We start from the raw sequence: 23,693 nt of genomic DNA on the forward strand, positions 1-23,693 counted from the left end.
GCCCTACACCCGCAACACGTCACGCCGCCGCAGCGGGCGCGCGAACAATTCGGCGAGGTCGCCCGCCTGGTCGAAGCCGTGGATCGGCGAGAAGACGAGCTCGATCGCCCATTTGGTCGTCAGCCCTTCGGCTTCGAGCGGGTTGGCGAGCCCGAGGCCGCAGACGGTGAGGTCGGGGCGCTCGGCACGCACGCGATCGAGCTGGCGGTCGACGTCCTGGCCTTCGCTGACCAGCGTGCCCGGCGGCAGTAGCGCGAGCTCGCCCGCAAGGTGCGCGCGGTGGAGATAGGGGGTGCCGACCTCGACCGGGATCATCCCCAGCTCGTTCGACAGGAAGCGCGCGAGCGGCACTTCGAGCTGCGAATCGGGCAGGAAGAAGATGCGCTTGCCTTCGAGCTTTTCGCGGCAATGTTCGATCGCGCGCTTGGCGCGCTCGCGGCCCGGCGCGATCACGCGGCGGAAGTGCATTTCGTCGATGCCGAAGGCCTGCGCCGCGGCGTGGACCCAGGCGGTGGTACCCTCGGCACCGAAGGGGAAGATCGATTCGATCCGCGTCGCGCCGCGCTCCTCGAGCGCCAGTGCGGTCGCGCCGAGAAACGGTTGCGCCAGCAGGAAGCGGGTATTCGGCCCAACCGGCGGCATCGCATTGGCCTTGCGCGCGGGCAGGCAATGGACCGGGCCGATGCCGAGTTCGGCGAACAGCCGCAGGAACTGATCCTCGACGATGTCGGGCAGCGCCCCCACGATCATCAGCGCGGGGGCGGCGCCTACGGGCTCAGCCGCAAGCTCGGGGACCAGCGCGGCGAGGCACGCATCCTCGCCCTCGGTAAAGGTCGTCTCGATCCCGCTGCCCGAATAGCTGAGGATCCGGACATTGGGGGTGTGCTTGGCCGACAGCCGCTGCGCCGCGCGCGACAGGTCGAGCTTGATGACCTCGCTGGGGCACGAGCCGACCAGGAACAGCATCTTGATGTCGGGACGGCGCACCAGCAGGCGATCGACGACTCGGTCGAGCTCCTCATTGGCGTCGGCGAGGCCGGCCAGGTCGCGCTCCTCGATGATCGCGGTGCCGAAGCGCGGTTCGGCGAAGATCATCACCCCCGCCGCCGATTGCAGCAGATGCGCGCAGGTGCGCGATCCGACGACCAGGAAGAAGGCGTCCTGCACCTTGCGATGCAGCCAGACGATGCCAGTCAGGCCGCAGAAAACCTCGCGCTGGCCGCGCTCGCGCAGCACCGGGGGGCAATCGACCGGCGAGGTCGCGGGGAGCGGGAAGGCGGGGCTCATGCCGGCACCATCCGCGGCTGTTCGAGCCGTGCGACGCGCAGTTTCCACAGGAACTGGCCGGCGTTGACGACATAAGCGAGATACCCCGCAAGCGCGACCGCCATCTGCTGCTCGATCGAGCCGATGCCCGCGAACAGCATCGCGAGATAGGCGGTGTGCAGCGCCAGCACGACCATGCTGAACAGGTCTTCCCACCAGAAGCCTTCGGCGAACAACCATTTGTCGAACACGACCTTTTCCCAGATCGAGCCAGTCACCATGATCGTGTAAAGCGCGATCGTCTTGGCGACGATCGAGGCGGTCGCCGCGCCCGCGCCCTCGCCGGTCACGAGGTAGCGGACCACCAGCGCCAGGCTCACCAAGAAGATCAGGAACTGGACGGGGGCGAGCAATCCTTGGACCAACGTCCAGCGGCTGGCGTCGCGGCGGGCGCGCTGTTCGGGCGTGTAGAGCGGCCGATGTTGCCGTTCCTTTCCGACCGAGCCGCCGCCTCTAACCATTGCTGCCTCACCTCATCGTTCGTTACCCGGATGATGAGCTTGACGCCAACAAGTGTCAAATGGAATTGACGTCCAATTATTTTTACATGTGGTGCGGTGCAGCGCGTTTCGCGGGTTGTGATGCATCCGTAACAGGCATAGCATTGGGCGAGTCGATGGAGCCAAAGGTGGAGCGCCGACAGTATCGCGTATGCTTCGATAGTGGCTGGAGACCGCACGAATGGCATCGACCTACCCGTCCGGACAAGCGCTGCCCGCCATGGGTGCGCGCGAGCGCAACGTGCCGCGATCGTCGCATCCGATGCGCCGCTCGCCGCAGTTCCAGCGCGCAGATCCGGTCGCGCTATCGACGCTGATCGAATGCGAAGTCATCCCGCGGCTGATGGGCGCGCGGCATCGCAGCGGCGGCCAGGCAGTGCCGGTCGAGATGCCCGTCATCTCCCCCGCCGAAGTCGAAGCCTTCACCCCATTGACGCTGCAGGTCGAAGCCGACGAGTTGCTGGCATTGGTCGAGACGATGCTCGCGCGCGGCGTGACCGCCGAGGCGCTGCTGCTCGACCTGCTTGCCCCCGCGGCGCGGACGCTAGGCGAATATTGGAAGGACGATCGCTGCGATTTCGTCGACGTGACGATGGGGCTGTGGCGGTTGCAGGAAGTCGTGCACGAACTCGCCGCCCGCGTGCCCTTCGCCGAAGGACGCGCCAACGACGTCCGCCGCGCGCTGTTCGCGGTCGTGCCGGGCGACCAGCACAGCTTCGGGCCGCTGGTGATCGAGCAGGTCTTCAGCCGTGCCGGTTGGGACACCGATCGGCTGGGCGAGAGCACCGCGGCGTTGCTGTGCGAACGCTTGTCGGGCGGCTGGTTCGACATTGCTGGATTGACCGGCGGCAGCGAGTGCCATATCGGCGCGCTGCCATCGGTGATCCTTGCGATGCGCAGCGTATCGCGCAACCCGCATCTTCGCGTGCTGGTAGGCGGCCCTGCCTTCCTTGAAAATCCGGCGCTCGTTGACGATGTTGGTGCCGATGGCACTGCACCCGACGCGCGCGCGGCGTTGGCCCTCGCCGATGCCATGGTACAAGCCGTCGCTTTTCAAACCGGAGGCTGACGGTAGGCTTTCTCTTACATGCGGAGCGTTGCGGATCGTCGATGACCAGGCATCCCGCCCCCGCTGGCCCTAGTGGCTTTTCGCAGCCTGACCGCTATCCCGGCCCGCTCGATTCGAGTGCGGCCGCGCAGATGCTTGCGGCCGCGGGCGACGTGTCGCTGGTGCTCGACAGTGCCGGCACCATCCTCGACATCGCCATTGCCGAGCGCGACATGGTCGCGCTCGGGTTCGGCCATTGGGCGAATCGCGACTGGCGCGAGACCGTCACCAAGGACAGCCGGGCAAAGATCGACGAGATGCTCGCCGACGCGGTAGCCGGGGCACCCGCGCGCTGGCGCCAGGTGAACCAGACGACCGACGACGGCGAAGTGCCGGTGCGCTATCTCGCGATGGCGCTCGGCAACGACGGGCGCGTGATCGCGATCGGCCGCGACATGCGCGCGCAGGCGGCGACTCAGCAGCGCCTGATCCAGGCGCAGCAATCGCTCGAGCGCGACTATATACGGCTGCGCCAGGTCGAGGCGCGCTATCGGCTGCTGTTCGACATGGGACGCGAGGCGGTGCTGGTGGTCGACGCCGCGACTCGGCGAATCCGCGAGGCCAATGTCGCCGCGCATCGGCTGGTCGACGCCAAGCCCGGCGCGCTGGTCGACCAGCCCGCGACGATCCTGGTCGAACCCGCCGAGCGCGAGCGGATGGTTGCCTATCTTGGCGCCGCCGCGGTGTCGGCCACCCCGCCGACCGAGGCGATGGCGCTGCGCAAGGGCATCGGCGAGGGCCGGTTCGTTGCGACCTTGTTCCGGCAGGAGCGTGCGTCGCTGCTGCTGGTGCGGATCGAACCCGCGGCTGTGGCTGCCCCCGACTCGGGCGAGACGGTGCAGCTGCGCGATGTCGTCGACGCGCTGCCCGATGCCTTCGTGCTCGCCGATTCTGAGATGCGCGTGCTGACCGCCAACGCCTCGTTCCTCGAACTCGCCGAACTGCCGGTGCTCGAACGGATGACCGGGGGTTCGCTCGGTCAATGGCTAGGGCGCCCGGGGATCGACCTCGAGGTGATCGAAACCCAGCTGCGCGAACACGGCACCGTGCGCAATGTCGCCACGATCGTGCGCGGCAATGCTGGCGGCGAGGAAGAGGTCGAACTGTCGGGGGTCGCGGTGCCGGGCACCGACGGGTCGATGCATTATGGCTTCACGATCCGCACGCTGGCACGGCGCATGGTCGATACCGCGCAACCTGGACGCGAAGTACCGCGGTCGGTCGAGCAGCTGACCGAACTGGTCGGGCGGATGTCGCTCAAGGAGATCGTCCGAGAGAGCACCGATCTGATCGAGCGATTGTGCATCGAGGCAGCGCTGGCGCACACCTCGGACAATCGCGCTTCGGCGGCCGAAATCCTGGGGGTGAGCCGGCAGAGCCTCTATTCCAAGCTCCACCGCCACGGCCTCGGCAGCCTGACGAACGAGCCCGAATAACCGGCTGGCTGCGGCGGCAGCTAGTTTTACACCTAGAACTGTCAATTCTGTTTGACGCTTTTGGCGGGGGGGCATAGCCTGCTGCCATGGCCGAGACCTCGACTCATTCGCCGATCACCCGGATCCCCGCGGCGCGCGACGTGCTCGAGCTGCTCAAGCCGATCACCTGGTTTCCGCCGATGTGGGCATTCCTGTGCGGGGTTGTCTCGTCGGGAGTGCCGCTGGGCGACCGCTGGCCGTTCCTGATCGCGGGCATCCTGCTGACCGGACCCCTGGTCTGCGGCACAAGCCAGGCGGTGAACGACTGGTTCGACCGGCATGTCGACGCGATCAACCAACCCGAGCGACCGATCCCCTCGGGCCGGATCGGCGGCCAATGGGGGCTGGCGATCGCGGTGATCGGCAGCGTTCTGTCGGCACTGGTCGCGTGGGTAACGGGGCCATGGGTGTTCGTCGCGACGCTGGTCGGGCTCGCGCTCGCCTGGGCGTATAGCGCACCGCCGCTTCGGCTGAAGATCAACGCGATCCTCGGGCCTGGCGCGGTGGCGCTGAGCTATGAAGGGCTGACCTGGTTCACCGGCGCCGCGGTGATGGCGGGCACCTTGCCCGGCGCGCCGGTGCTGGTGATCTTGCTGCTCTATAGTGTCGGCGCGCACGGCATCATGACGCTCAACGATTTCAAGGCGGTCGAGGGCGATCTCGCGACCGGGGTGCGTTCGCTCCCCGCGATGCTCGGGATCGATCGCGCGGCGCGTGTCGCCTGCCTGACGATGCTGTTGCCGCAACTGGTGGTGGTCGCCTTGCTGCTGCGCTGGGATCACCTGATCGTCGCCGGCGTCGTCGCATTATTGATCGTCGGCCAGCTCGCGGCGATGGTTCGGTTGCTGCGCGATCCCCGCGCGATGACCCCCTGGTATGCCGCGACCGGGGTGTCGATGTACGTGCTCGGCATGCTGGCATCGGCATTCGGGCTGGGGGGCGTGTGGGGATTGTGACCGCCTCGCTCGGCTGGGGCGGCATCGTCCGTCTGGGGCTGGTGCAGAGCGCGATCGGCGCAATGGTGATGCTCGCGACCTCGCTGCTCAACCGGGTGATGGTGGTCGAATATGCGCTTCCGGCGGCGTTGCCCGCAGGATTGGTGGCGTTCCATTATGCGGTGCAGTTGTCGCGCCCGCTTTGGGGACATGGCTCGGATCGCGGGCATCGGCGCACGCCGTGGATCGTCGGCGGGATGGCGGTGCTGGCGCTGGGCGTGGTGGTCGCGGTCGATTCGCTGGCGTTGCTCGCGATCGGATCGGTGGCGGGCTATGCGATGGCGATCCTCGCCTTTGCGATGATCGGCGGCGGGGTAGGGGCGGCGGGAACCTCGCTGCTCGCGCTGCTGGCGACTCGCGTCGCGCCCGATCGGCGGCCGGCGGCTGCGGCGATCACCTGGATCATGATGGTGGCGGGAATCATCGCCAGCGCGGGCGTCGCGGGGGCGTTGCTCGACCCCTATTCGCTGCCGCGGCTCGCGATGATCGTGAGCGGGATCGCGCTGGTCGCGTTCCTCGTCGCGCTAGCCGCGGTACAGGGCATCGAACCGAGCGGTGACCGGATGCAGTCGGTGGCAGCGCCGATCGCGCCCGAGCGCTTCGGCGACGCGATCGCGGCGATGCTCGCCGATCGCGATGCGCGGCGCTTCACCGCCTTCGTCTTCGCCTCGATGCTCGCCTATTCGATGCAGGACATGATCCTCGAACCCTTTGCGGGCCTGGTGTTCGCGTATTCACCCGGCGAATCGACCAGCCTTGCAGGCATCCAGCATATGGGCGTCCTGGCGGGGATGATCGCGGTCGGCGTCGGCGGCAGCGCGTTCGGCGGGCGCAGCGCGATAGGGCTGCGGCGCTGGATCGTCGGAGGTTGCGTCGGTTCGGCGGTCGCGCTGGCGGGGCTGGCGATGGCAGCGCAGGCGGGTCCGGGCTGGCCGCTAGCGCTCAACGTCGCGCTGCTGGGGTTTGCCAACGGCGTGTTCGCAGTCGCCGCGATCGGCACGATGATGGCGCTCGCGGGCGCTGCGGGCGATGGCCGCGCGGGAATGCGGATGGGCGTATGGGGCGCGTCGCAGGCGATTGCGTTCGGGCTCGGCGGGCTGATCGGTGCGGTCGGGGTCGACTGGGGGCGCGCCGTCACCGGCGACGACTCCGCGGCCTTCGCCCTGGTCTTTGGCGGCGAGGCGGCGCTGTTCGTCTTCGCCGCGGCGCTCGCGATCGGTGCGGCCACCCGGCGCGCACCTCTGGGAAATCTCGAACTGGCGGAGCTGGCACGATGAATACCGCAGCAAGAACGACGTATGATTACGACGTGGTGGTGGTCGGCGGCGGCCCGTCGGGGGCGACCGCCGCGACCGATCTGGCGCGGCTGGGCCGGCGGGTGCTGCTGCTCGATCGCGGTGGGCGGATCAAGCCGTGCGGCGGCGCGATCCCGCCGCGCGCGATCGAGGATTTCGCGATCCCCGATCATCTGCTGGTGGGCAAGGCGCGCACCGCGCGGATGGTCGCGCCCTCGGGCAAGACCGTCGACATGCCCGTCGGCGACGGCTTCGTCGGACTGGTCGATCGCGAGACCTTCGACGAATGGCTGCGCGCGCGCGCCGCGCTCGCCGGCGCCGAACGCCGCACCGGCACCTTCGAAACCGTCGAGCGCGACGGCGACGGCGCCGCGATCGTCGTCTTCCGCGAAAGCCGCCATGCCGAGCCGCAACGGGTGCGCGCCGCCAGCGTCATCGGCGCCGACGGCGCGCGATCGGGAGTGGCGCAGGCGACGCTCAAGGGCGAGCGCACGCCGTGCGTGTTCGCCTATCACGAGATCATCCGGTCGCCCGCCAACGACCCGAGCTTCGACCGCAGCCGCTGCGACGTGATCTACCAGGGGCATTTATCGCCCGATTTCTACGCCTGGGTCTTTCCGCACGGCGACACTGCGAGCATCGGGGTGGGCAGCGCCAACAAGGGCTTTCCGTTGCGCGACGCAGTTGCTCGGCTGCGCGCCGATAGCGGGCTGAGCGATTGCGAGACGATCCGCTGCGAAGGCGCGCCGATCCCGCTCAAGCCGCTCAAGCGCTGGGACAATGGGCGCGACGTGATCGTCGCGGGCGACGCCGCGGGGGTGGTCGCGCCGGCGTCGGGCGAGGGCATTTATTACGCGATGGCTTGCGGGCGGTTCGCCGCCGAATCGGTCGACGCGTTCCTCACCACCGGCGACGCGCGTGCGCTGAAACAGGCGCGCAAGCGCTTCATGCGCGAACATGGCCGGGTGTTCTGGATCCTCGGGATCATGCAATATTTCTGGTACCGCAACGACAAGCGCCGCGAGCGCTTCGTCAAGATGTGCGAGGATCCCGATGTCCAGAAGCTGACCTGGCAGGCCTATATGCACAAGCGGCTGGTACGCGCCGATCCGATGGCGCACGTGCGAATCTTCTTCAAGGACATGCGCCACCTGTTGGAGTCGGCGACATGACGACGCTCGGCCGCGCGGGGATATTCCCGGTCGCGATCGCCGCGGTCGCCGCGACCTTCGTCGCGATCGTCGGTGCGACGATGACCGACCTCGGCCCCTGGTATCGCGGGCTCGCCAAGCCCGATTGGGCTCCCCCCGACGCGCTGTACGGGGTCGCCTGGACCCTGGTGTTCGCGACCACCGCGCTCGGCAGCGTCACCGCCTGGCGCGCGATCGGCAGCCGCGCCGCCGCCGACTGGCTGATCGGGCTGTTCGCCTTCAACGGCTTCCTCAACATCCTATGGAGCCTGTTGTTCTTCCGGCTCCAGCGCCCCGATTGGGCGGCAATCGAGGTGGTCGTGCTCGGCATATCGGTGCTGGGGCTGACGCTGTTCGCCGCGCGATATTCGCGGATGGGGGCGATGCTGTTGCTGCCCTATCTCGGCTGGGTGCTGCTCGCGGGCGCGCTCAACTGGGAGATCGTGCGGCTCAACGGGCCGTTCGCCTGAACGCCTTCTTCGCCAGCGGCCATGCGGTCGATCTGGTGCTGGTGGTGCTGGCTGCGGAGTTCGCCTGGCTGGTGACGCGCGGCAGTTGGCGCGCGTCGGACGCCGCGTTTCGATTGCTTCCGGGCGCGCTGATGCTGCTGGCGACGCGCGGCGCGCTGACCGGCGCGTCATGGCCCTGGATCGCGCTGCCGTTGCTGGCGTCGTTCCCGGTGCATCTGCTCGATCTGAGGCGGCGATAAGGCGGGGACCGCAGCGTCCGCCCCCCACAATAAAAAGCCGCCCCGGTCGCCCGGAGCGGCTTTTGGCATGCTAGTTCGCCTTATTGCGGCGCGGCGAGATACGCGATCACGTCAGCGCGCTTCTGTTCGTCGGGAATGCCAGCGAACGCCATCTTGGTGCCGGGCACCACGCGCTGCGGGTTCTCGAGATACTGGAACAGCTTCTCCTGCGTCCAGGTGATGCCGCTGTTCTTGTTGGCGGGGGTGTAGTTGTAGCCCGCAACCGTACCTGCGGCGCGACCGACGATGCCGGCGAGCGAGGGGCCGATCTTGTTCACCCCGGCCTCGACCGCATGGCAGGTCTGGCACTGGAGGAACACCGTCTTGCCGCTGGCGGCGTCGCCGGTGAAGCTGGCGAAGGTCGCGCCGGTTACCGTGGTGGTATCGTCAGCCGCAGGCGCAGTCGCTGCCGGGGCCGCTGCAGGTGCGGCCGCGGTCGTCGCGGTGTTGGTGGCGGGGGCTGCCGCCTTTTCCTCTGATTCGCCGCCCGAGCAGGCGGCGAGCGTGAGCGCGGTGGTCGCTACGCCCAATGAAAGCCATCCCGTGCGCTTCATCGATCCAAAGTTCATTCGCCTGCTCCTAGCCTGTTTAAACGGTACGCTTAACGGTACTCTACATCGGTGCAGTACAACCCGTCGGTTACGATTTGGTGCCGTGGCGGGGCGCTGCCATCCTATGTCTAGCACCCCTGTGGCAAGCCGCAAGCCGAACCCGTGCAATACGGTCTTTAATACCATGGCGATCTTGTCAGATCGCAACGCAGTCGTAACGTTTGCGATCTTATGGACGCCGCATGCAATATGAAACCAGCCGCGCATCGAAGGCAGACAGGCAATTAGCGCGATGCTGATCGAACCGGGGATGATCGTCGATCTCGCACCCGACGAAGCGGGGCTGCTGGCGCGCGCGACGCGTATGGCGGGCATCGGTGCATGGCGCTGCGACCTGAACGAGGACCGGATCGCCTGGACCGAGGGCGTCTATGGCCTGTTCGGCGTCGATCGCGATGCATCGATCGACCGGCGCGACATCATCACGCTGTATGAAGAGGCGTCGCGCGACCAATTGGAGCGCGTCCGCACCGACGCGATTGCCCGCCGTGACGGTTTCACAATCGAAGCGCAGATCGTGCGCCCCGATGCCGAGATCCGCTGGATCAGGATCAGCGCGAAATATGGGGCTATCGCCGGCCAGGCTGGCGAACTTTATGGCTTGAAGCAGGATATCACTGCAGATCGTGCGCGCTGGGAAGCCTTGCGGCAGCGCGCCGACTATGATTCGCTCACCGGCCTTGCCAGCCGCGGGACTTTCCAGCGCGACTTTCTCGATGTCGCGGCGGTCCCTGGTACGCTGGTGTTGTTTGACATCGATGGCTTCAAGCCGATCAACGATCGCTTCGGCCATGCCGCGGGCGATGCCTGCCTGATCGCGGTCGCGCAGCGGTTGCGCGCGGTATTCGCGGGTGCCGCGATGGTGGCGCGGATTGGCGGCGACGAATTCGCGGTGGTCACCCGCGGCACCCTTGAGACCGTAGCGCTTCGCGCCGAACAAGCGTTGGGCGAACTCGCTTTGCCGATCCTCTGGGGGAGCGAGATATTGTCGCTGACCGGATCGGCCGGGTTGGCGTCGCCGGCTATCGACGCGCCGCAAAGCGCCGAAGCGCTGTTCGTCGCGGCGGACGCGGCACTTTACGCCGGCAAGCGGGCAGGCCGCAATCGCCTGGTAATCGCGCCGCGCGGCAACGGCGGCGACGTGCGTTACGGGCGTTCGATCCGATAATGGATCGGCTTGAAGCTGCCGCCGTTCGAATCCTTGGCCGAGCAAGCCGTCAGCCCGACGATCAGGTCGATCTCGGCGCGAAACGCAATGCGGTCGCCGGCCTTGCTGAGCGGCGGGAGCACCTGCAGCTTGCCCGTTTCGCCATCGACGGGAACGTTCATGAAGCAGTTGAACGCGCTGGGGATATGGTCGGGCTCGACGCCATAGGGTTCGAGCGCGGCGGCGAGGTTGCCGAAACACCCGCGATGCGGCGGCTCGTTCTCATAGCATAGCCGGAAGGTGTCGTAGGAGCAGGGGGTCAGCAGGAAGTCGTGCCGCCCGACGCTGTCGTCGACGATCGTCAGCATCACGTTCGATCGGTTCGAGAAAAGCCGATCGCCGGTAGTGAGATAGATGCGCTCGGCATAGTCGAAGGTGCGCCCCGACGAGATGACCTCGCCCAGATCGCTGGCATTGAACGCCAGCAGGTCGGACACTTGCTGGCCCTTGGGGTCGATCACCACCAGAACATCGCCCTTGGCGAGCTTGAACGCGGTGCCGCTGCGTTCGGGAATCTCGATCGTCTCACTCACTTCGCGGCATCCCCGCGATATTCGAAGGGCGGCGCCCATTCGTCGTCAACCACGCGGCCCGAATATTGGCGTGCTTCGCTCACCTCGCCGTGGCGCGACAGCATCGGGTTTCGGCTGCCCGCCAACGCCTCGTCGCGCACCATGATCTTTTCGCGCATATTTTCATATTGCCCGTCGGCGCGTAGCTTCTCGAACTGATCGTGCAGATTGAACACCATCGTCGGCCGCCCGAAGCGCCGCGCCGGGCGACTGGCCTGCGGGTGCAGCCCGACGATAAAGAACGCCTCGCCGCCGAAGCTCAGCGAAAAATGGGGGTTCGACGGATCGTGGCTGACGCGCCCGTCATATTCTTGGCCGCGCCAGACGTCCTTGTCCGACAGCGACTGGACGCGGCGCCAGAGGGCGGCTTCGAATGCGGGTTCGTCGAGGTCGCCGGGCCCGTCGAAGACCACCGCGAAGCTGCGATACAGTCCCGGATCTGCGCGATAGGCAGCAGCGAAACGCAACAGCCCGTCATGGATGCGGACATCGTCCCACGCGCTGTCGATCGTGTTGCAGGCGAGCACCTCGAGCGTTCCCTTCGCCATCGCCGCCTTGGCGCCGACGCATGGAAAGGCACGATCCTCGACATGCGCGAAGAGCATTTTTTCTAGCGCATCCTGCGCCTCGTGCTTCCAGTAAAACATAGATTAGCTTCGCGCCGTGCCTGTAATAATCGGGACCAACAGTACGAATGACGCGGCCAGCTGTTCCCGATCAGCCCTGAGCGGCGTTTCGCAGCGCGGCGTGACGTCGTCGCAAGCCCGCGCTAGCGTGCCCGCATGAGCAGCCTCCACCTCGACAGTTTCCTTCCCTATCGCCTTTCGATCGCGTCGAACCGCGTGTCGGGCGTGGTCGCGATCACCTACCAGGCGATGTTCGGGCTCCGCATCCCCGAATGGCGGCTGGTCGCGGTGCTTGCCGAGGGCGAAGGCGCGACGCAGCAGGCGCTGGGGGCGGCGACGCGGATGGACAAGGTAACTGTCAGCCGCGCGGCGATCGCGCTTGCCGAGCGCGGGCTGGTCGATCGGCTCCCCAACCCGGGCGACCAGCGATCGCATATCCTGTCGCTGTCGGCGGCGGGGCGCGCGCTGTACGAACAGGTCGCGCCCAAGGCGATCGAGATGGAGGCCCGCTTGTTCGAGGGCTTCGACGCCGCCGAGCGCCGGCAGCTGCGCGCCATGCTCGAACGGCTCGAGGCGGCGGCGGCGGCATTGGAGACCGAACGGGGTTGATCGCGGGCGCGGGGCGTGCTGAACGGGGTGCACCTCCCCGGGTATTTGCCCAGCATTGCCACAACGAGGAGTCTGCCATGTCCCCCACCGATCGCGCCGGATTGATCGTCGCCCCCCAGCTTGCGGCGTTCGTCGACCAATCGGTGTTGCCCGGGCTCGGCATCGATGCGCAGGGCTATTGGCAGGGCGTCGCGGCGATCTTCGCGCGCTTCGCCCCGCGCAACCGTGCGCTGCTGGCGGTGCGCGACGAATTGCAGGCAAAGGTCGACGCCTGGCACGACGCGAATCGCGGCGGCCCGATCGACCCTGCCGCCTATCAGGCGTTCCTGCGCGAGATCGGCTATCTGGTCGACGAGCCTGCGCCCTTCACGATCGGCACGACCAAGGTCGATCCCGAGATCGCGCTGCTCGCGGGGCCGCAACTGGTGGTGCCGGTGCTCAACGCGCGCTTCGTCCTCAACGCCGCCAATGCGCGCTGGGGCAGCCTGTACGATGCGCTCTACGGCACCGATGCGCTGCCGGGCAGCCCGAGTGCGGCAGGCTATGACGCCGAGCGCGGCGCGCAGGTGATCGCCCGCGCGCGTGCGTTCCTCGATCAGGCGGTGCCGCTCGCCAGCGGTAGCTGGGTCGGTTTCACCACCGGGCTGCTCGATCTTGCCGACCCGAGCCAGTTCGTCGGGCACAACGGCGCGAACCTGCTGTTCGTCCATCACGGCCTGCATATCGAAGTCGTGATCGACCGCGATCACCCGATCGGCGCTGCCGACCCGGCTGGGATCGCCGATGTCCTGATGGAATCGGCGCTGACGACGATCGTCGATCTCGAGGATTCGATCGCCGCGGTCGATGCCGACGACAAGGTCGCGGCCTATGCCAATTGGCTGGGGCTGATGCGCGGCGATCTGTCCGAGACCTTCGCCAAGCAGGGCGAGATGCTCACCCGAACGCTCAACCCCGATCGCAGCTACGCGATCGCCGATGGTCGCGAGGTGGTGCTGCCGGGCAGGGCGGTGCTGTTCGTGCGCAATGTCGGCCATCTGATGACCACGCCCGCGGTGCTGCTGCCCGATGGCAGCGAAGCGCCCGAGGGCATTCTCGATGCGATCCTGACCGCTACGATCGCGCTGTACGACCTGCGCGGGCTCAGCCGCTATCGTAACAGCCGCACCGGATCGGTCTATATCGTCAAACCCAAGATGCACGGCCCCGCCGAATGCGCCTTCACCAACGACCTGTTCGACGCGGTCGAGGATCTGCTGGGGCTCGATCGCCACACGATCAAGGTGGGGGTGATGGACGAGGAGCGCCGCACCTCGGCCAATCTCGCCGCCTGCATCGAAGCGGTGCGCGACCGGATCGTGTTCATCAATACCGGCTTCCTCGACCGCACCGGCGACGAGATCCACACCGCGATGCACGCCGGGCCGATGGTGCCCAAGGGGGAGATGAAGGGCAGCGGCTGGATCAAGGCGTATGAGGATCGCAACGTGCTGATCGGGCTGGCGGCTGGGTTCGCGGGGCGCGCGCAGATCGGCAAGGGGATGTGGGCCGCACCCGATCGGATGGCCGACATGCTCGAACAGAAGATCGCGCACCCGATGACCGGCGCGAACACCGCCTGGGTGCCGTCGCCTACCGCGGCGACGCTCCATGCGCTGCATTACCATAAGGTCGATGTCGCTGCTCGGCGCGCAGCGCGCGCCGCCGAGCCGATCCCGCCGCTCGCCGATCTGCTGACCATCCCCCTGGCGCTGGGCCGCAACTGGACGCCGCTGGAAGTTGCGCGCGAGCTCGACAATAACGCGCAGGGCATTCTCGGCTATGTCGTGCGCTGGGTCGACCAGGGGGTTGGGTGTTCGAAGGTGCCCGATATCGACGATGTGGGGCTGATGGAGGACCGCGCGACGCTGCGGATCAGTTCGCAATTGCTCGCCAACTGGCTCGCGCACGGCATCGCGACCGAGGCCGAGGTTGATGCCGCGCTCAGGCGGATGGCGGCGAAGGTCGATGCGCAGAACGCCGGTGATCCGCACTACCGTCCGATGGCCGGGCGCGAGGACGAGTCGCTCGCCTATCGGGCGGCGCGTGCGCTGGTGTTCGAGGGCGCGGCGCAGCCCAATGGCTATACCGAGCCGCTGCTCCATCGCTTCCGCCATCAGGCGAAGGCGCGCTGATCAATATTTGTCGCGGCGCGGCTTCACCTGGCGCTTGCTCGGCAGCGTATCGGCCATCCGCGCGCCGCGCTCGCCCTGCGGCCGCGCATGGCCGGTGGTCGAATCGACCCCGGTCTGGCGCTCGGCCTCGGCATTGATCTCGGCACCGATCAGCACCGCATAGCTCGAAACGAAGAGCCACATCAGCAGCACCACCACCGCGCCCAAAGCGCCGTAAGTGGCGTTGTAATTGGCGAAATTGGCGGCGTAGATGCCGAAGCCGAAGGTTGCCGCGAGCCACAGCACGGTCGCGGCGAGCGACCCCACCGACAGCCACTGCCAGCGCGCCCGCGCGCGATCGGGGCCGTAGCGATAGACGCAGGCGAAGGCGGTGGTGGCGATCAGCGTCGCGACCAGCCAGGTCAGCGCCTGGATGAGGACCACGCCCGCGGGGCCGAGCAGGTCGGTGAATACCCGCAAATACCCCAGGACGCCCGCCGACATCAGTCCGATGATCGCGGCGACGACCGCGCCGATCGTGAGCAACGCCGACAGCAAGGTCGTCTTGAAGATATTGCGCCCCTCTTCTTCCTCATACACCACGTTGAGCGCCTGGATGATCGCGCTCGACGCACGCATCGCGCCATAGATCGACAGCGTGAGCGCGATCGCCAGCGCGAGCCCCGCGGTGTCGGCGGCGGTGGTGACGACCGAGATCAGCTGGTCCGAGATCAGCTTGGCGGCTTCGGCGGGCATCAGCTCGAACAGGGTCTGCATATGCCCGGTCACCGTCACCGGATCAGCGACGAGGCCATAGGTCATCACCACCGCGCCGAGCAGCGGCACGAACGACAAGAACGCGTAGAAAGCGACCCCCGCCGCCATCAGCGACAGGTTGTGATATCCCGTCATCGTGTAGACGCGGAACAGGATCGACCGCCAAGCGGGCCAGGGGTGATGCCAGGGGCGCCGTGAATCTACCCCCGGAATCGCCGCGCGGTCGGTGGTCGGCTGGTCTTCGCTGGTCGCCGCGTCGGTCATCTATTCCCCCATTGGATCGCACGCTTAACGCCGCCCGGCGCCCTAGGATGCATAGCGTCCGGCAACGAACACGCTTTGCACCTGACATTGCAGCCAAAAAACTGCATGGGGGCGGGGAGCATAACGCCCCGCCGCTCGTTTGCGGGGTTTGAGGGGAAGAGCGCGCCGCGTTCGCCAGCACCCCGCACGCACAGCGGGGCCATCAGTGGGTACGGGTAGAGTTCTGAGCAATCTTTTATCGGGCCGTCGCGCGGGCCTGGGCGTCTCGACGCTGGCGCTGGTGTCCTCGCTGGTGCTGCTGCCAGCCGCTGCGGTTGCGCAAGTTTCGGCCGAGCCCGCTCCGGAGCAGTCGGCTCCCGCGCCGCAGGTCGAAGGTCCGATCATCCCCGAGGCCGAGTTCGAAGCCGCGCTGCCCTCGCTTTCGGGCGACATCAATGCGCCGCTCGAACCGATGCAGGATTTCGAGACGCCGGCGACCCCGCCGATGACGACCGAGACCACCGACGCTGACCAGGTCGTCGCGCCCGGCGTGATCGATCCCAACGCCATCGCGCCGCAACCGCTATCGGCCGAGGCGACCCTTGCCGAGCCGCTGCCGCCGCTTGCGACCTTCGAGGTCAATCCGCCGATCGAGGTGGCCGCGGGCACCGACACCAAGCCGGTCGAGATCCGCTATACGATTGCCGTCGCCGGGCTCGAGGAAGTCGGCCTCGACGACGAGTTCGAAGCGCTGTCGGCGCTCGAGGAAGGCGATGGCGAAGCCGCCAACGCGACCCAGGTAGCCGCGCGTGCGCGCGAGGATGAGGAGCTCGCGCTGCGGCTGCTGCGTTCGATCGGCCATTACGACGCGACCGTGGTGTCGGCGGTCGAGCAGAACCCCGCCAATTCGGGCAATTTGCGCGCAGTGCTCACCGCGACGCCGGGTCCGATGTACCGCTTCGGTTCGATCGAGGTGAAGGCCGACCAGACCGTTCCCGCCGGCATGATCCTGCGGGAGCTGCCGCTGAAGGTCGGCGAGAATATCGATGCTGCGCGCGTCCAGGGTGCCGAGGCGAATGTCTCGCTCAAGCTGCCGCAACAAGGCTATCCCTTCGCCGAAGTCGGGCAGCGCGACATCCTGCTCGACGAACGCGTCTTTACCGGCGCCTACACGCTACCGGTGACGACCGGTCCGCGATCGTCGTTCGGGACGATCACCACCGAGGGCGATCCGGTGTTCGAGGTCGATCATCTGCAGGTGCTGACCCGCTTCGACGCGGGTGAACTCTATGACAGCCGCAAGGTCGACGATCTGCGCGATGCGCTGATCGCCACCAGCCTGTTCTCGACGGTGTCGGTCGAGCCGCAGCGCACGGGGACCCCAGGCCCTGACGGTACCGAGCAGGTGAATCTGCTGGTCCGCCAGAACAAGGGGCCGGCGCGCTCGCTGACCGCCGAGGCGGGCTATGGCACCGGTCAAGGCCTTCGCGTCGAGGGCGCCTGGACGCATCGCAACCTGTTTCCGCCCGAAGGCGCGCTGATCGCCAACGTCGTCGCGGGCACGCAGGAGCAGGGGCTGGGGGTCACCTTCCGGCGCTCGAACGCCGGGCGGCGCGACCGCACCGTGTCGCTGACGGCCAGCGCGAACCGCTCGAACTACGAAGCGTTCGAGGCGTTCACCGGCACCTTGTCGGGGCGGATCAGCTATGACTCGACGCCGATCTGGCAGAAGCGGATCACCTATTTTTACGGGCTCGAGCTGATCGGCACCAACGAGGACGTGTTCGACTTCGACCTGAACGATCGGGTCCGCCGCACCTATGGCATCGCCGCCGCGCCGCTGTTCATCGGCTTCGATACCTCGGATGATTTGCTCAATCCGACCAAGGGCTTCCGTCTCAAGCTCAACGTGAGCCCCGAAGCGTCGGTCCAGGGCAGCGCGCGGCCCTATGGCCGGTTCATGGTCGAGGGTACGGCCTACTACCCGATCGGCGACAGCATCGTGCTGGCCGGACGCGCACGCGCCGGCGCGATCGCGGGAATTTCGCGCGACGACCTTGCGCCTTCGCGGCGATATTATTCGGGTGGCGGCGGATCGGTGCGCGGCTTCGGCTTCCAGGAACTCGGCCCGCGCACCACCGAGCCCAATCCCGATTTCGATCCCGAGGACGAAGACAGCTCGCCAACGGTGTTCCGCCCGATCGGCGGCCGCAGCCTGAACGAATTTGCGATCGAGGCGCGCTATCGCTTCGGCAATTTCGGCATCGTCCCCTTCATCGATGCCGGGCAGGTGTATGACAGCACCTTGCCCAAGGGATCGGACCTGCGCTTTGGCGCTGGGATCGGCGGGCGTTTCTATACCAATTTCGGCCCGATGCGGCTCGATGTCGCAACCCCGATCGCGCGCCGCGAAGGCGAATCGCTGATCGCGGTCTATATCTCGATCGGGCAGGCATTTTGATGACCGACACTATCGTGCACGACCAACCCGACGCGCCGCACGACGAGCATATCGTCGTACGCGCGCCGCTGTGGCAGCGCATCCTGAAATGGGTCGGGATCGCGATCGGCGTCATCGCGCTGTTGCTGGTGGTAATCGTCGCGGTGATCAACACCGCGCCGGGCCGGCGCTTCGTCGCCGACCAGATCAACGGCTACACGCTGGCTTCGGGCCTCAATATCCAGGTCGGGCGGATCGAAGGGTCGTTGTACGGGGCAATGGTGCTGCGCGATGTGCGCGTTCGCGACCAGCGCGGGGTGTTCGCGACCTCGCCGAGCCTTGCGGTCGATTGGCGACCGTTCGCGTTTGCATCGAACCATGTCGATATCCGGTCGCTGACCAGCCCGCTGGTGCGTGTCGCGCGGCTGCCCGAATTGAAGGAAACGCCGAGCGATCCCGACGCGCCGTTGCTTCCCGATCTCGACATCGACGTGAACCGCCTGGCGATCGAGCGGATCGAGCTCGCTCCGGCAGTCGCCGGGCAGCGCTATATAGCGCGGATCGACAGCGAAGTGCATATCGCGGATCGCCGCGCGCAGATCACCGCCAACGCAGCGACGATCGCCGCGGCAGGGGTTGCCGGCGGCGACCGGCTGACATTGGCGCTCGACGCGGTCCCCGATGACGACCGGTTCGACGTCGATCTGAAGCTCAATGCCCCGGCGGGCGGGATGATCGGCAGCATGGCGTCGCTGCAGGCGCCGTTGTTCCTCACGATCGACGGGCAGGGGAGCTGGGCGCGCTGGACGGGCCGGCTGGCGGGAACGCTCGGCGGCCAGAGCCTTGCCAATATCGGCATCACCGCGCGCGACGGCTTCTTCCAGGTACGCGGCCGCGCGCAGCCCGGCGCCTATCTCGAAGGCCCGGTCGAGCGGCTGACGTCGCCCGCATTACAGGTCGCACTCGACGCGCGGCTGCTCGAGAACCGGCGCCTCGACACCCAGCTTCGGCTGCGGTCGGACGCGCTGGCGGTATCGACGCAGGGATTGCTCGATCTGGGGCGTAGCCGCTTCGAAGGCTTCCGCGCCGAAGCGTTGCTGCTGACCCCCGGCGCAATCCTCGAAAACCTCAATGGCCGCGCGGTGCGCGCGCAGGTCGCGCTCGACGGCGCGTTCGCGACGCCGACGGTCGACTATAAGCTGCAGGCGGCGGCGATCGGCTTCGGCGAAACCGTAGTTGAACAGCTCTACGCCGAAGGCCGCGCGACGGTGAACACGGATCGGATCCTGGTGCCGGTCAGCGCGCGTGCGGCGCGCGTCTCTGGGCTCAACGCCGCGGTGGGCGGCCTCGTCACCAACGTCACGATCAACGGCGACCTCGCCTATTCGGGCGATCAGATCCTGTCGGACAATCTGCGCATCCGATCGGATCGGATCGACGCCACCGCGATCATCGTCGCCGACTTGGGCAGCGGGCGCTACACCGGCGCGCTAAAGGGCCGGGTCAACGATTACGAGCTCGCCTCGATCGGCATTCTCGATCTCACCACCGACGCCGATGTCGTCGCCACCGCCGATGGCTATGGAATCCGCGGCCGCGTCGTCGCGCAGACCAAGCGGCTGTTCAACGATGGCGTCCGCAATTTCCTGGGTGGGAACGCCACCACCGCGGCGAACGTGTCGCTGGGGCCCGACGGGATCGTCCGCTTCGACAATCTGCGACTGAATGCGCCGCAATTCCGCATCACCCGTGGATCGGGGCAATATGATTTTGCCGGGCCATTGCTGGTCAATGCCGATGCAGTGTCGACCCAATATGGGCCGATCTCGGCGCGGGTGAGCGGCAGCGTCGCCGCCCCGGTCGTGCTGGTGCGTGCGCCACGCCCGGGGGTCGGCGTCGGCTTGACCAATCTGGTCGCGAACATCCGCGGCCAGGGCGAAGGCTATGCGATCAAGGCGACGGGCGGCACCGATTATGGCCCGTTCAACGCCAACGTCCTGCTGCGGACTGCGCCGCGCCTCACCGCCGATATCCGCGATACCGTATTCGCGGGGGTCAACATCAACGGGCGGATCGCGGCGACCGATGCGGGGCCGTTCACCGGTGCGCTGAACTTCGCCGGCTCGGGAATCAACGGAACCGCGCGCTTGGGTGCGGTCGGGCGTTACCAGAGCGCCAATGTCAGCGCGCGCGCCTATAACGCGCGGATTCCAGGCGATGCCGGGCTGACGATCGGGCGTGCGATCGTCGATAGCTCGGTGGTGCTGTACGACGATGCGCCCGCGATGGTGTTCGACGCGCAGGTCGCCAATTTCCGCCAGGGCGAGTTCGTCGTGACGCAGGCGCGCGCGCGCGGCAATTATCGCGGCGGCAACGGTACCGTGACCGCACTCGCGCGCGGTTCGTCGGGCGTGCCGTTCGAGATCGCGGCCAATGCACGATTGAGCCCGAACCAGTATCTCGTGGCGCTGAAGGGGACGGGCAACGGCATCGATTTCCGCACCGCGCAGCCCGCGCGGATCGTCCCGGTGAATGGCGGCTATCGACTGCTCCCGACACGGCTCGATTTCGACAACGGCTCGGCACGGATTGCCGGCACCTATGGCAACGGTCTGTCGGTGCAGGCACGGCTCGACAAGCTCGACCTGGCAGTCGCCAATGCGTTCGTCCCAGGGCTCGGGCTCGGCGGATCGGCTAGCGGCAGTTTCGCGGTAACGCAGGCGGCGGGTGCGGCATTCCCGACCGGCACTGCACGCATCGAGGTCGCCAACTTCACGCGATCGAGCCTCGCCACGGTTTCGGCCCCGGTCGATATCCAGGCAATCGGCACGCTGGGATCGGGGCGCAGCGACCTGCGCGCGATCGTCCAGCGCGGCGGCGCGACGATCGGCCGCGTCGTGGCAGGCTTTACCCCCGGCAGCGGCGGCTATGCGCAGGCGCCGTTGACCGGCGGCATCCGCTACAACGGCCCATCTGACGTGCTGTTCTCGTTGACGGGAATCGCCGATCAGCAGGTGTCGGGACCGGTCGGCATCGCCGCCGACTTCTCGGGCACCGTGGGGGCACCGCGGATCGCCGGCGTCCTGCGCGCGAACAACCTGACCTATGAGAACGAAACCTATGGCACGCGCCTGACCGCGATGCGGGTCAACGGTCGGTTCAACAATGATCGGTTCGAACTGACCGAGGTCCGCGCGACGGCGGGCGAGGGCAGTGTCACCGCGCAGGGGTATGTCGGGCTTGCCGCCAATAGCGGCTTCCCGATCGATATCCGCGCCAAGCTCGACAATGCGCGGCTGGCGCGTAGCGACGCGCTGGGCGCGACCGCGACGGGGAACCTGCGGATTACCAACGGTGCCGATGGCGGGCTGATCCGCGGCGATATCCTGATCCCCGAGGCGCGCTATCAGGTGATCCGCCAGGGTGCCGCCGAGGTCGCGGTGCTAACCGGCGTCCGCCGGCGCGGCGATGTCGTGCGGGCGGCCGACGATGGCGACGACACGCCATCGGGGCCACCGGGGCTGTTCCGGCTGGCAATCAACGTGCGCGCGGACAACCGGCTATACGTGTCTGGCATGGGGCTAGAATCCGAATGGGAGGCGAATCTTCGTGTCGGCGGTACCTCGGCAGCGCCGCGGATCACCGGGACGATCGAAGTCGTGCGCGGTACCTATTCCTTCTCGGGCAAGCGCTTCGACCTGACGCGCGGCGTGATCAGCTATGAGGGCAACAACCTCACCAACCCCAATATCGCGATTTCGGCGAGCACGACGACCGAGGGGGTAACGGCGATCATCAACGTCACCGGCACCGCGCAGCGGCCGCAGGTCGCGTTCACCTCGACCCCCGCACTGGCGCAGGACGAAGTGCTCTCGCGGGTGTTGTTCGGCAGCTCGGTGACGAACCTGTCGGCGATCCAGGCGATCCAGCTCGCCTCGGCGCTCAATTCGCTGCGCGGGTCGGGCGGTGGGCTCAATCCGCTGGGCGAGCTTCGCCAGGCGGGCGGGATCGACCGGCTGCGGATCGTCGGCGGCGACGAGGCGACCGGGCGCGGGACGGCATTGTCGGCGGGGCAGTATCTGACCGACGACATCTATGTCGAGATCATCACCGACGCGCGCGGCTTCACCGCGACCCAGCTCGAGGTCGCGCTGACCAAGACGCTGAGCGTGCTGTCACAGACCGGATCGTTCGGCGGGTCGAGCGTCAATTTCCGCTACTCGCGCGATTATTGACGACTGAAGAACGGAAGGCGGGCGATGTCCCGCCTTCCGTCGCTGCGCAAGATCGCCTAGCGAAGGTCGCGGGAGAAACGCGATGACCGTTGAGCATTTCGACGTGGTGGTGGTGGGCGCCGGCCTGTCGGGAATCGGCGCGGGGCATTACCTACGCGAGCGCTGCCCCGATCGCAGCTTCGTCATCCTCGAAGGTCGCGCGCGGATGGGGGGCACCTGGGACCTGTTCCGCTATCCGGGGATCCGCTCGGACTCGGACATGCATACGCTCGGCTATGCGTTCAAGCCGTGGAACGAGGCCAAGGCGATCGCCGATGGCCCGTCGATCCTGCGCTATATCGAGGAAACCGCGCACGAGGACGATCTTGATTCGCGTATCCGCTATCGCGAGCGTGTGGTGGGGGCCGACTGGTCGAGCGCCGATGCGTGCTGGACGCTGACGGTGGAGGCAGAGGGGGCAGGGCGGCGGACCTACACCTGCAACTTCCTGCACATGTGCACCGGCTATTACGATTATGCCAAGGGCTACACCCCCGATTTTGCGGGGCGCGACGATTTCGCCGGCACGATAGTCCATCCGCAATTCTGGCCCGCCGACCTCGATTATGCGGGCAAGCGCGTGGTGGTGATCGGCAGCGGCGCAACCGCGGTGACCCTGGTGCCCGAACTCGCCAAGACTGCCGCGCATGTCACGATGCTCCAGCGCTCGCCGAGCTATGTCGTCGCGCGCCCCTCGCACGATCGCTTCGCCAATTGGTTGCGCACCGTCGCGCCGTCGAAGGTCGCTTATGGCGTGGTCCGCTGGCGCAACGTGCTGCTCGGGCAATTCTTCTACGGTCGCACGCGCAAATATCCCGAACGCACCAAGAAGCGACTGCTCGGCTGGGTGCGCGGGCATCTCGGCCCCGACTATGACGTCGATACCCATTTCACCCCGAGCTATAATCCCTGGGATCAGCGGCTATGCCTGGTCCCCGACGCCGATCTGTTCGAGACGATCAAGCGCGGCGAGGCGAGCGTCGTCACCGGGCATATCGATCGCTTCACGCCGACCGGCATCCGGCTGACCAATGGCGAGGAAGTGCCCGCCGACATCATCGTCACCGCGACCGGGCTCGAGCTGCAGCTGATGGCCGACATGCCGGTGACCGTCGACGGGACTGCGATCGATTTCAGCCAGACGCTGAACTACAAGGGGATGATGTTCAGCGGCGTGCCCAACCTCGCTTATTCGTTCGGCTATACCAACGCGTCGTGGACGCTGAAGGCCGACCTGACCGCGGCCTATGTCTGCCGGCTGCTCAACGCGATGACCAAGCGCGGGCTTCGCCAGGCGACGCCGGTACCCGGCGACACCGACGCCGCGGCGCATCCGTTCCTCGATTTCTCCTCGGGCTATGTCCAGCGCGCGCTCGATCGATTTCCCAAACAGGGCGCACGCGCGCCGTGGAAATTGCATCAGAGCTATGCGCGTGACCTGGTGGCGCTGCGCTTCGGCTCGATCGACGACGACATGGTGTTTTCGAACCCGTCGCGGCAGAAGCGTGCTGCGTGATCCTTCAAAGCTTTTGCCGCGGTGCGAC

Annotated in this window: 19 protein-coding genes; 13 read left to right on the forward strand and 6 right to left on the reverse strand. The window is 67.1% G+C overall.

Annotated features, from left to right (window positions below):
• Window positions 1-3 precede the first annotated feature (3 nt).
• Together NMP03_RS02235 and bchF are read right to left on the reverse strand one after the other, a co-directional pair.
• Window positions 4-1,287 (reverse strand): ferredoxin:protochlorophyllide reductase (ATP-dependent) subunit N, encoded by a 1,284-nt coding sequence (locus NMP03_RS02235; protein ID WP_256506920.1) that lies wholly within the window; start codon window positions 1,285-1,287, stop codon window positions 4-6.
• Window positions 1,284-1,787, reverse strand: coding sequence for a 2-vinyl bacteriochlorophyllide hydratase (bchF, locus tag NMP03_RS02240; protein ID WP_256506921.1), 504 nt, complete (start codon window positions 1,785-1,787; stop codon window positions 1,284-1,286). Before bchF ends, NMP03_RS02235 begins: the two co-directional genes overlap by 4 nt.
• Before the next feature lie 220 nt (window positions 1,788-2,007).
• Here bchF and NMP03_RS02245 point away from each other — a divergent pair, with 220 nt between their 5' ends.
• From NMP03_RS02245 to NMP03_RS02275, 7 genes are all read left to right on the forward strand, one after another.
• Window positions 2,008-2,895, forward strand: a complete 888-nt coding sequence (locus tag NMP03_RS02245; RefSeq protein WP_256506922.1) for a cobalamin B12-binding domain-containing protein — start codon at window positions 2,008-2,010, stop codon at window positions 2,893-2,895.
• A gap of 41 nt (window positions 2,896-2,936) precedes the next feature.
• Window positions 2,937-4,370, forward strand: coding sequence for a transcriptional regulator PpsR (ppsR, locus tag NMP03_RS02250; protein WP_256506923.1), 1,434 nt, complete (start codon window positions 2,937-2,939; stop codon window positions 4,368-4,370).
• An 86-nt stretch (window positions 4,371-4,456) separates the two neighbouring features.
• Window positions 4,457-5,365 (forward strand): chlorophyll synthase ChlG, encoded by a 909-nt coding sequence (gene chlG / locus NMP03_RS02255; RefSeq protein ID WP_256506924.1) that lies wholly within the window; start codon window positions 4,457-4,459, stop codon window positions 5,363-5,365.
• Window positions 5,359-6,681, forward strand: a complete 1,323-nt coding sequence (locus NMP03_RS02260; protein WP_256507981.1) for a BCD family MFS transporter — start codon at window positions 5,359-5,361, stop codon at window positions 6,679-6,681. The genes chlG and NMP03_RS02260 overlap by 7 nt, the downstream gene beginning before the upstream one ends.
• The gene (locus NMP03_RS02265; protein WP_256506925.1) at window positions 6,678-7,871 is read left to right on the forward strand and encodes a geranylgeranyl diphosphate reductase; all 1,194 of its coding nucleotides are present in this window, start codon (window positions 6,678-6,680) and stop codon (window positions 7,869-7,871) included. The genes NMP03_RS02260 and NMP03_RS02265 overlap by 4 nt, the downstream gene beginning before the upstream one ends.
• Window positions 7,868-8,359, forward strand: a complete 492-nt coding sequence (locus NMP03_RS02270) for a TspO/MBR family protein (RefSeq protein WP_256506926.1) — start codon at window positions 7,868-7,870, stop codon at window positions 8,357-8,359. Before NMP03_RS02265 ends, NMP03_RS02270 begins: the two co-directional genes overlap by 4 nt.
• Before the next feature lie 41 nt (window positions 8,360-8,400).
• The gene (locus tag NMP03_RS02275) at window positions 8,401-8,598 is read left to right on the forward strand and encodes a hypothetical protein (protein ID WP_319937617.1); all 198 of its coding nucleotides are present in this window, start codon (window positions 8,401-8,403) and stop codon (window positions 8,596-8,598) included.
• Window positions 8,599-8,678: 80 nt separating this feature from the next.
• On the opposite strand, the gene NMP03_RS02280 is transcribed toward NMP03_RS02275, so the two are convergent.
• Complete coding sequence (locus NMP03_RS02280; RefSeq protein WP_256506927.1) at window positions 8,679-9,206, reverse strand: c-type cytochrome; 528 nt, start codon at window positions 9,204-9,206, stop codon at window positions 8,679-8,681.
• A gap of 274 nt (window positions 9,207-9,480) precedes the next feature.
• Between NMP03_RS02280 and NMP03_RS02285 the strand changes: the two genes are divergently transcribed.
• Window positions 9,481-10,416 (forward strand): GGDEF domain-containing protein, encoded by a 936-nt coding sequence (locus NMP03_RS02285; protein ID WP_256506928.1) that lies wholly within the window; start codon window positions 9,481-9,483, stop codon window positions 10,414-10,416.
• Here the strand turns inward: NMP03_RS02285 and NMP03_RS02290 are convergent.
• A complete protein-coding gene (locus tag NMP03_RS02290; protein WP_406698102.1) occupies window positions 10,395-11,027 on the reverse strand; it encodes a DUF1989 domain-containing protein in 633 nt (210 codons plus the stop codon). The two genes, NMP03_RS02285 and NMP03_RS02290, sit on opposite strands and share 22 nt — an antisense overlap.
• Complete coding sequence (gntA, locus tag NMP03_RS02295) at window positions 10,985-11,674, reverse strand: guanitoxin biosynthesis heme-dependent pre-guanitoxin N-hydroxylase GntA (protein ID WP_256506930.1); 690 nt, start codon at window positions 11,672-11,674, stop codon at window positions 10,985-10,987. Before gntA ends, NMP03_RS02290 begins: the two co-directional genes overlap by 43 nt.
• A gap of 135 nt (window positions 11,675-11,809) precedes the next feature.
• On the opposite strand from gntA, the gene NMP03_RS02300 reads away from it, so the two are divergent.
• Window positions 11,810-12,262 (forward strand): MarR family winged helix-turn-helix transcriptional regulator, encoded by a 453-nt coding sequence (locus NMP03_RS02300; protein WP_256506931.1) that lies wholly within the window; start codon window positions 11,810-11,812, stop codon window positions 12,260-12,262.
• Between the two features lie 77 nt (window positions 12,263-12,339).
• The gene (locus NMP03_RS02305; protein WP_256506932.1) at window positions 12,340-14,436 is read left to right on the forward strand and encodes a malate synthase G; all 2,097 of its coding nucleotides are present in this window, start codon (window positions 12,340-12,342) and stop codon (window positions 14,434-14,436) included.
• Here NMP03_RS02305 and NMP03_RS02310 read toward each other — a convergent pair whose 3' ends face one another.
• Window positions 14,437-15,456, reverse strand: coding sequence for a YihY/virulence factor BrkB family protein (locus NMP03_RS02310; RefSeq protein ID WP_256506933.1), 1,020 nt, complete (start codon window positions 15,454-15,456; stop codon window positions 14,437-14,439). It abuts the gene before it with no gap.
• 271 nt (window positions 15,457-15,727) lie between these two features.
• Here NMP03_RS02310 and NMP03_RS02315 point away from each other — a divergent pair, with 271 nt between their 5' ends.
• The 3 genes from NMP03_RS02315 (at window position 15,728) to NMP03_RS02325 (ending at window position 23,665) form a co-directional block, all read left to right on the forward strand.
• Complete coding sequence (locus NMP03_RS02315) at window positions 15,728-17,896, forward strand: autotransporter assembly complex protein TamA (protein WP_406698408.1); 2,169 nt, start codon at window positions 15,728-15,730, stop codon at window positions 17,894-17,896.
• On the forward strand, window positions 17,896-22,110 hold the full coding sequence (locus tag NMP03_RS02320; protein WP_256506935.1) for a translocation/assembly module TamB domain-containing protein: 4,215 nt from the start codon (window positions 17,896-17,898) through the stop codon (window positions 22,108-22,110). The genes NMP03_RS02315 and NMP03_RS02320 overlap by 1 nt, the downstream gene beginning before the upstream one ends.
• 82 nt (window positions 22,111-22,192) lie before the next feature.
• Window positions 22,193-23,665, forward strand: a complete 1,473-nt coding sequence (locus NMP03_RS02325) for a flavin-containing monooxygenase (protein WP_256506936.1) — start codon at window positions 22,193-22,195, stop codon at window positions 23,663-23,665.
• Window positions 23,666-23,693 lie beyond the last annotated feature (28 nt).

This window comes from Sphingomonas qomolangmaensis (genome assembly GCF_024496245.1).
GTDB lineage: Bacteria > Pseudomonadota > Alphaproteobacteria > Sphingomonadales > Sphingomonadaceae > Sphingomonas > Sphingomonas qomolangmaensis.

Coding starts and splice junctions, on each gene's coding strand:
- NMP03_RS02235 (WP_256506920.1), bottom strand. CDS start 1,287: ATGAGCCCCGCCTTCCCGCTCCCCGCGACCTCGCCGGTCGATTGCCCC.
- bchF (WP_256506921.1), bottom strand. CDS start 1,787: ATGGTTAGAGGCGGCGGCTCGGTCGGAAAGGAACGGCAACATCGGCCG.
- NMP03_RS02245 (WP_256506922.1), top strand. CDS start 2,008: ATGGCATCGACCTACCCGTCCGGACAAGCGCTGCCCGCCATGGGTGCG.
- ppsR (WP_256506923.1), top strand. CDS start 2,937: ATGACCAGGCATCCCGCCCCCGCTGGCCCTAGTGGCTTTTCGCAGCCT.
- chlG (WP_256506924.1), top strand. CDS start 4,457: ATGGCCGAGACCTCGACTCATTCGCCGATCACCCGGATCCCCGCGGCG.
- NMP03_RS02265 (WP_256506925.1), top strand. CDS start 6,678: ATGAATACCGCAGCAAGAACGACGTATGATTACGACGTGGTGGTGGTC.
- NMP03_RS02270 (WP_256506926.1), top strand. CDS start 7,868: ATGACGACGCTCGGCCGCGCGGGGATATTCCCGGTCGCGATCGCCGCG.
- NMP03_RS02280 (WP_256506927.1), bottom strand. CDS start 9,206: ATGAACTTTGGATCGATGAAGCGCACGGGATGGCTTTCATTGGGCGTA.
- NMP03_RS02285 (WP_256506928.1), top strand. CDS start 9,481: ATGCTGATCGAACCGGGGATGATCGTCGATCTCGCACCCGACGAAGCG.
- NMP03_RS02290 (WP_406698102.1), bottom strand. CDS start 11,027: ATGGGCGCCGCCCTTCGAATATCGCGGGGATGCCGCGAAGTGAGTGAG.
- gntA (WP_256506930.1), bottom strand. CDS start 11,674: ATGTTTTACTGGAAGCACGAGGCGCAGGATGCGCTAGAAAAAATGCTC.
- NMP03_RS02300 (WP_256506931.1), top strand. CDS start 11,810: ATGAGCAGCCTCCACCTCGACAGTTTCCTTCCCTATCGCCTTTCGATC.
- NMP03_RS02305 (WP_256506932.1), top strand. CDS start 12,340: ATGTCCCCCACCGATCGCGCCGGATTGATCGTCGCCCCCCAGCTTGCG.
- NMP03_RS02310 (WP_256506933.1), bottom strand. CDS start 15,456: ATGACCGACGCGGCGACCAGCGAAGACCAGCCGACCACCGACCGCGCG.
- NMP03_RS02320 (WP_256506935.1), top strand. CDS start 17,896: ATGACCGACACTATCGTGCACGACCAACCCGACGCGCCGCACGACGAG.
- NMP03_RS02325 (WP_256506936.1), top strand. CDS start 22,193: ATGACCGTTGAGCATTTCGACGTGGTGGTGGTGGGCGCCGGCCTGTCG.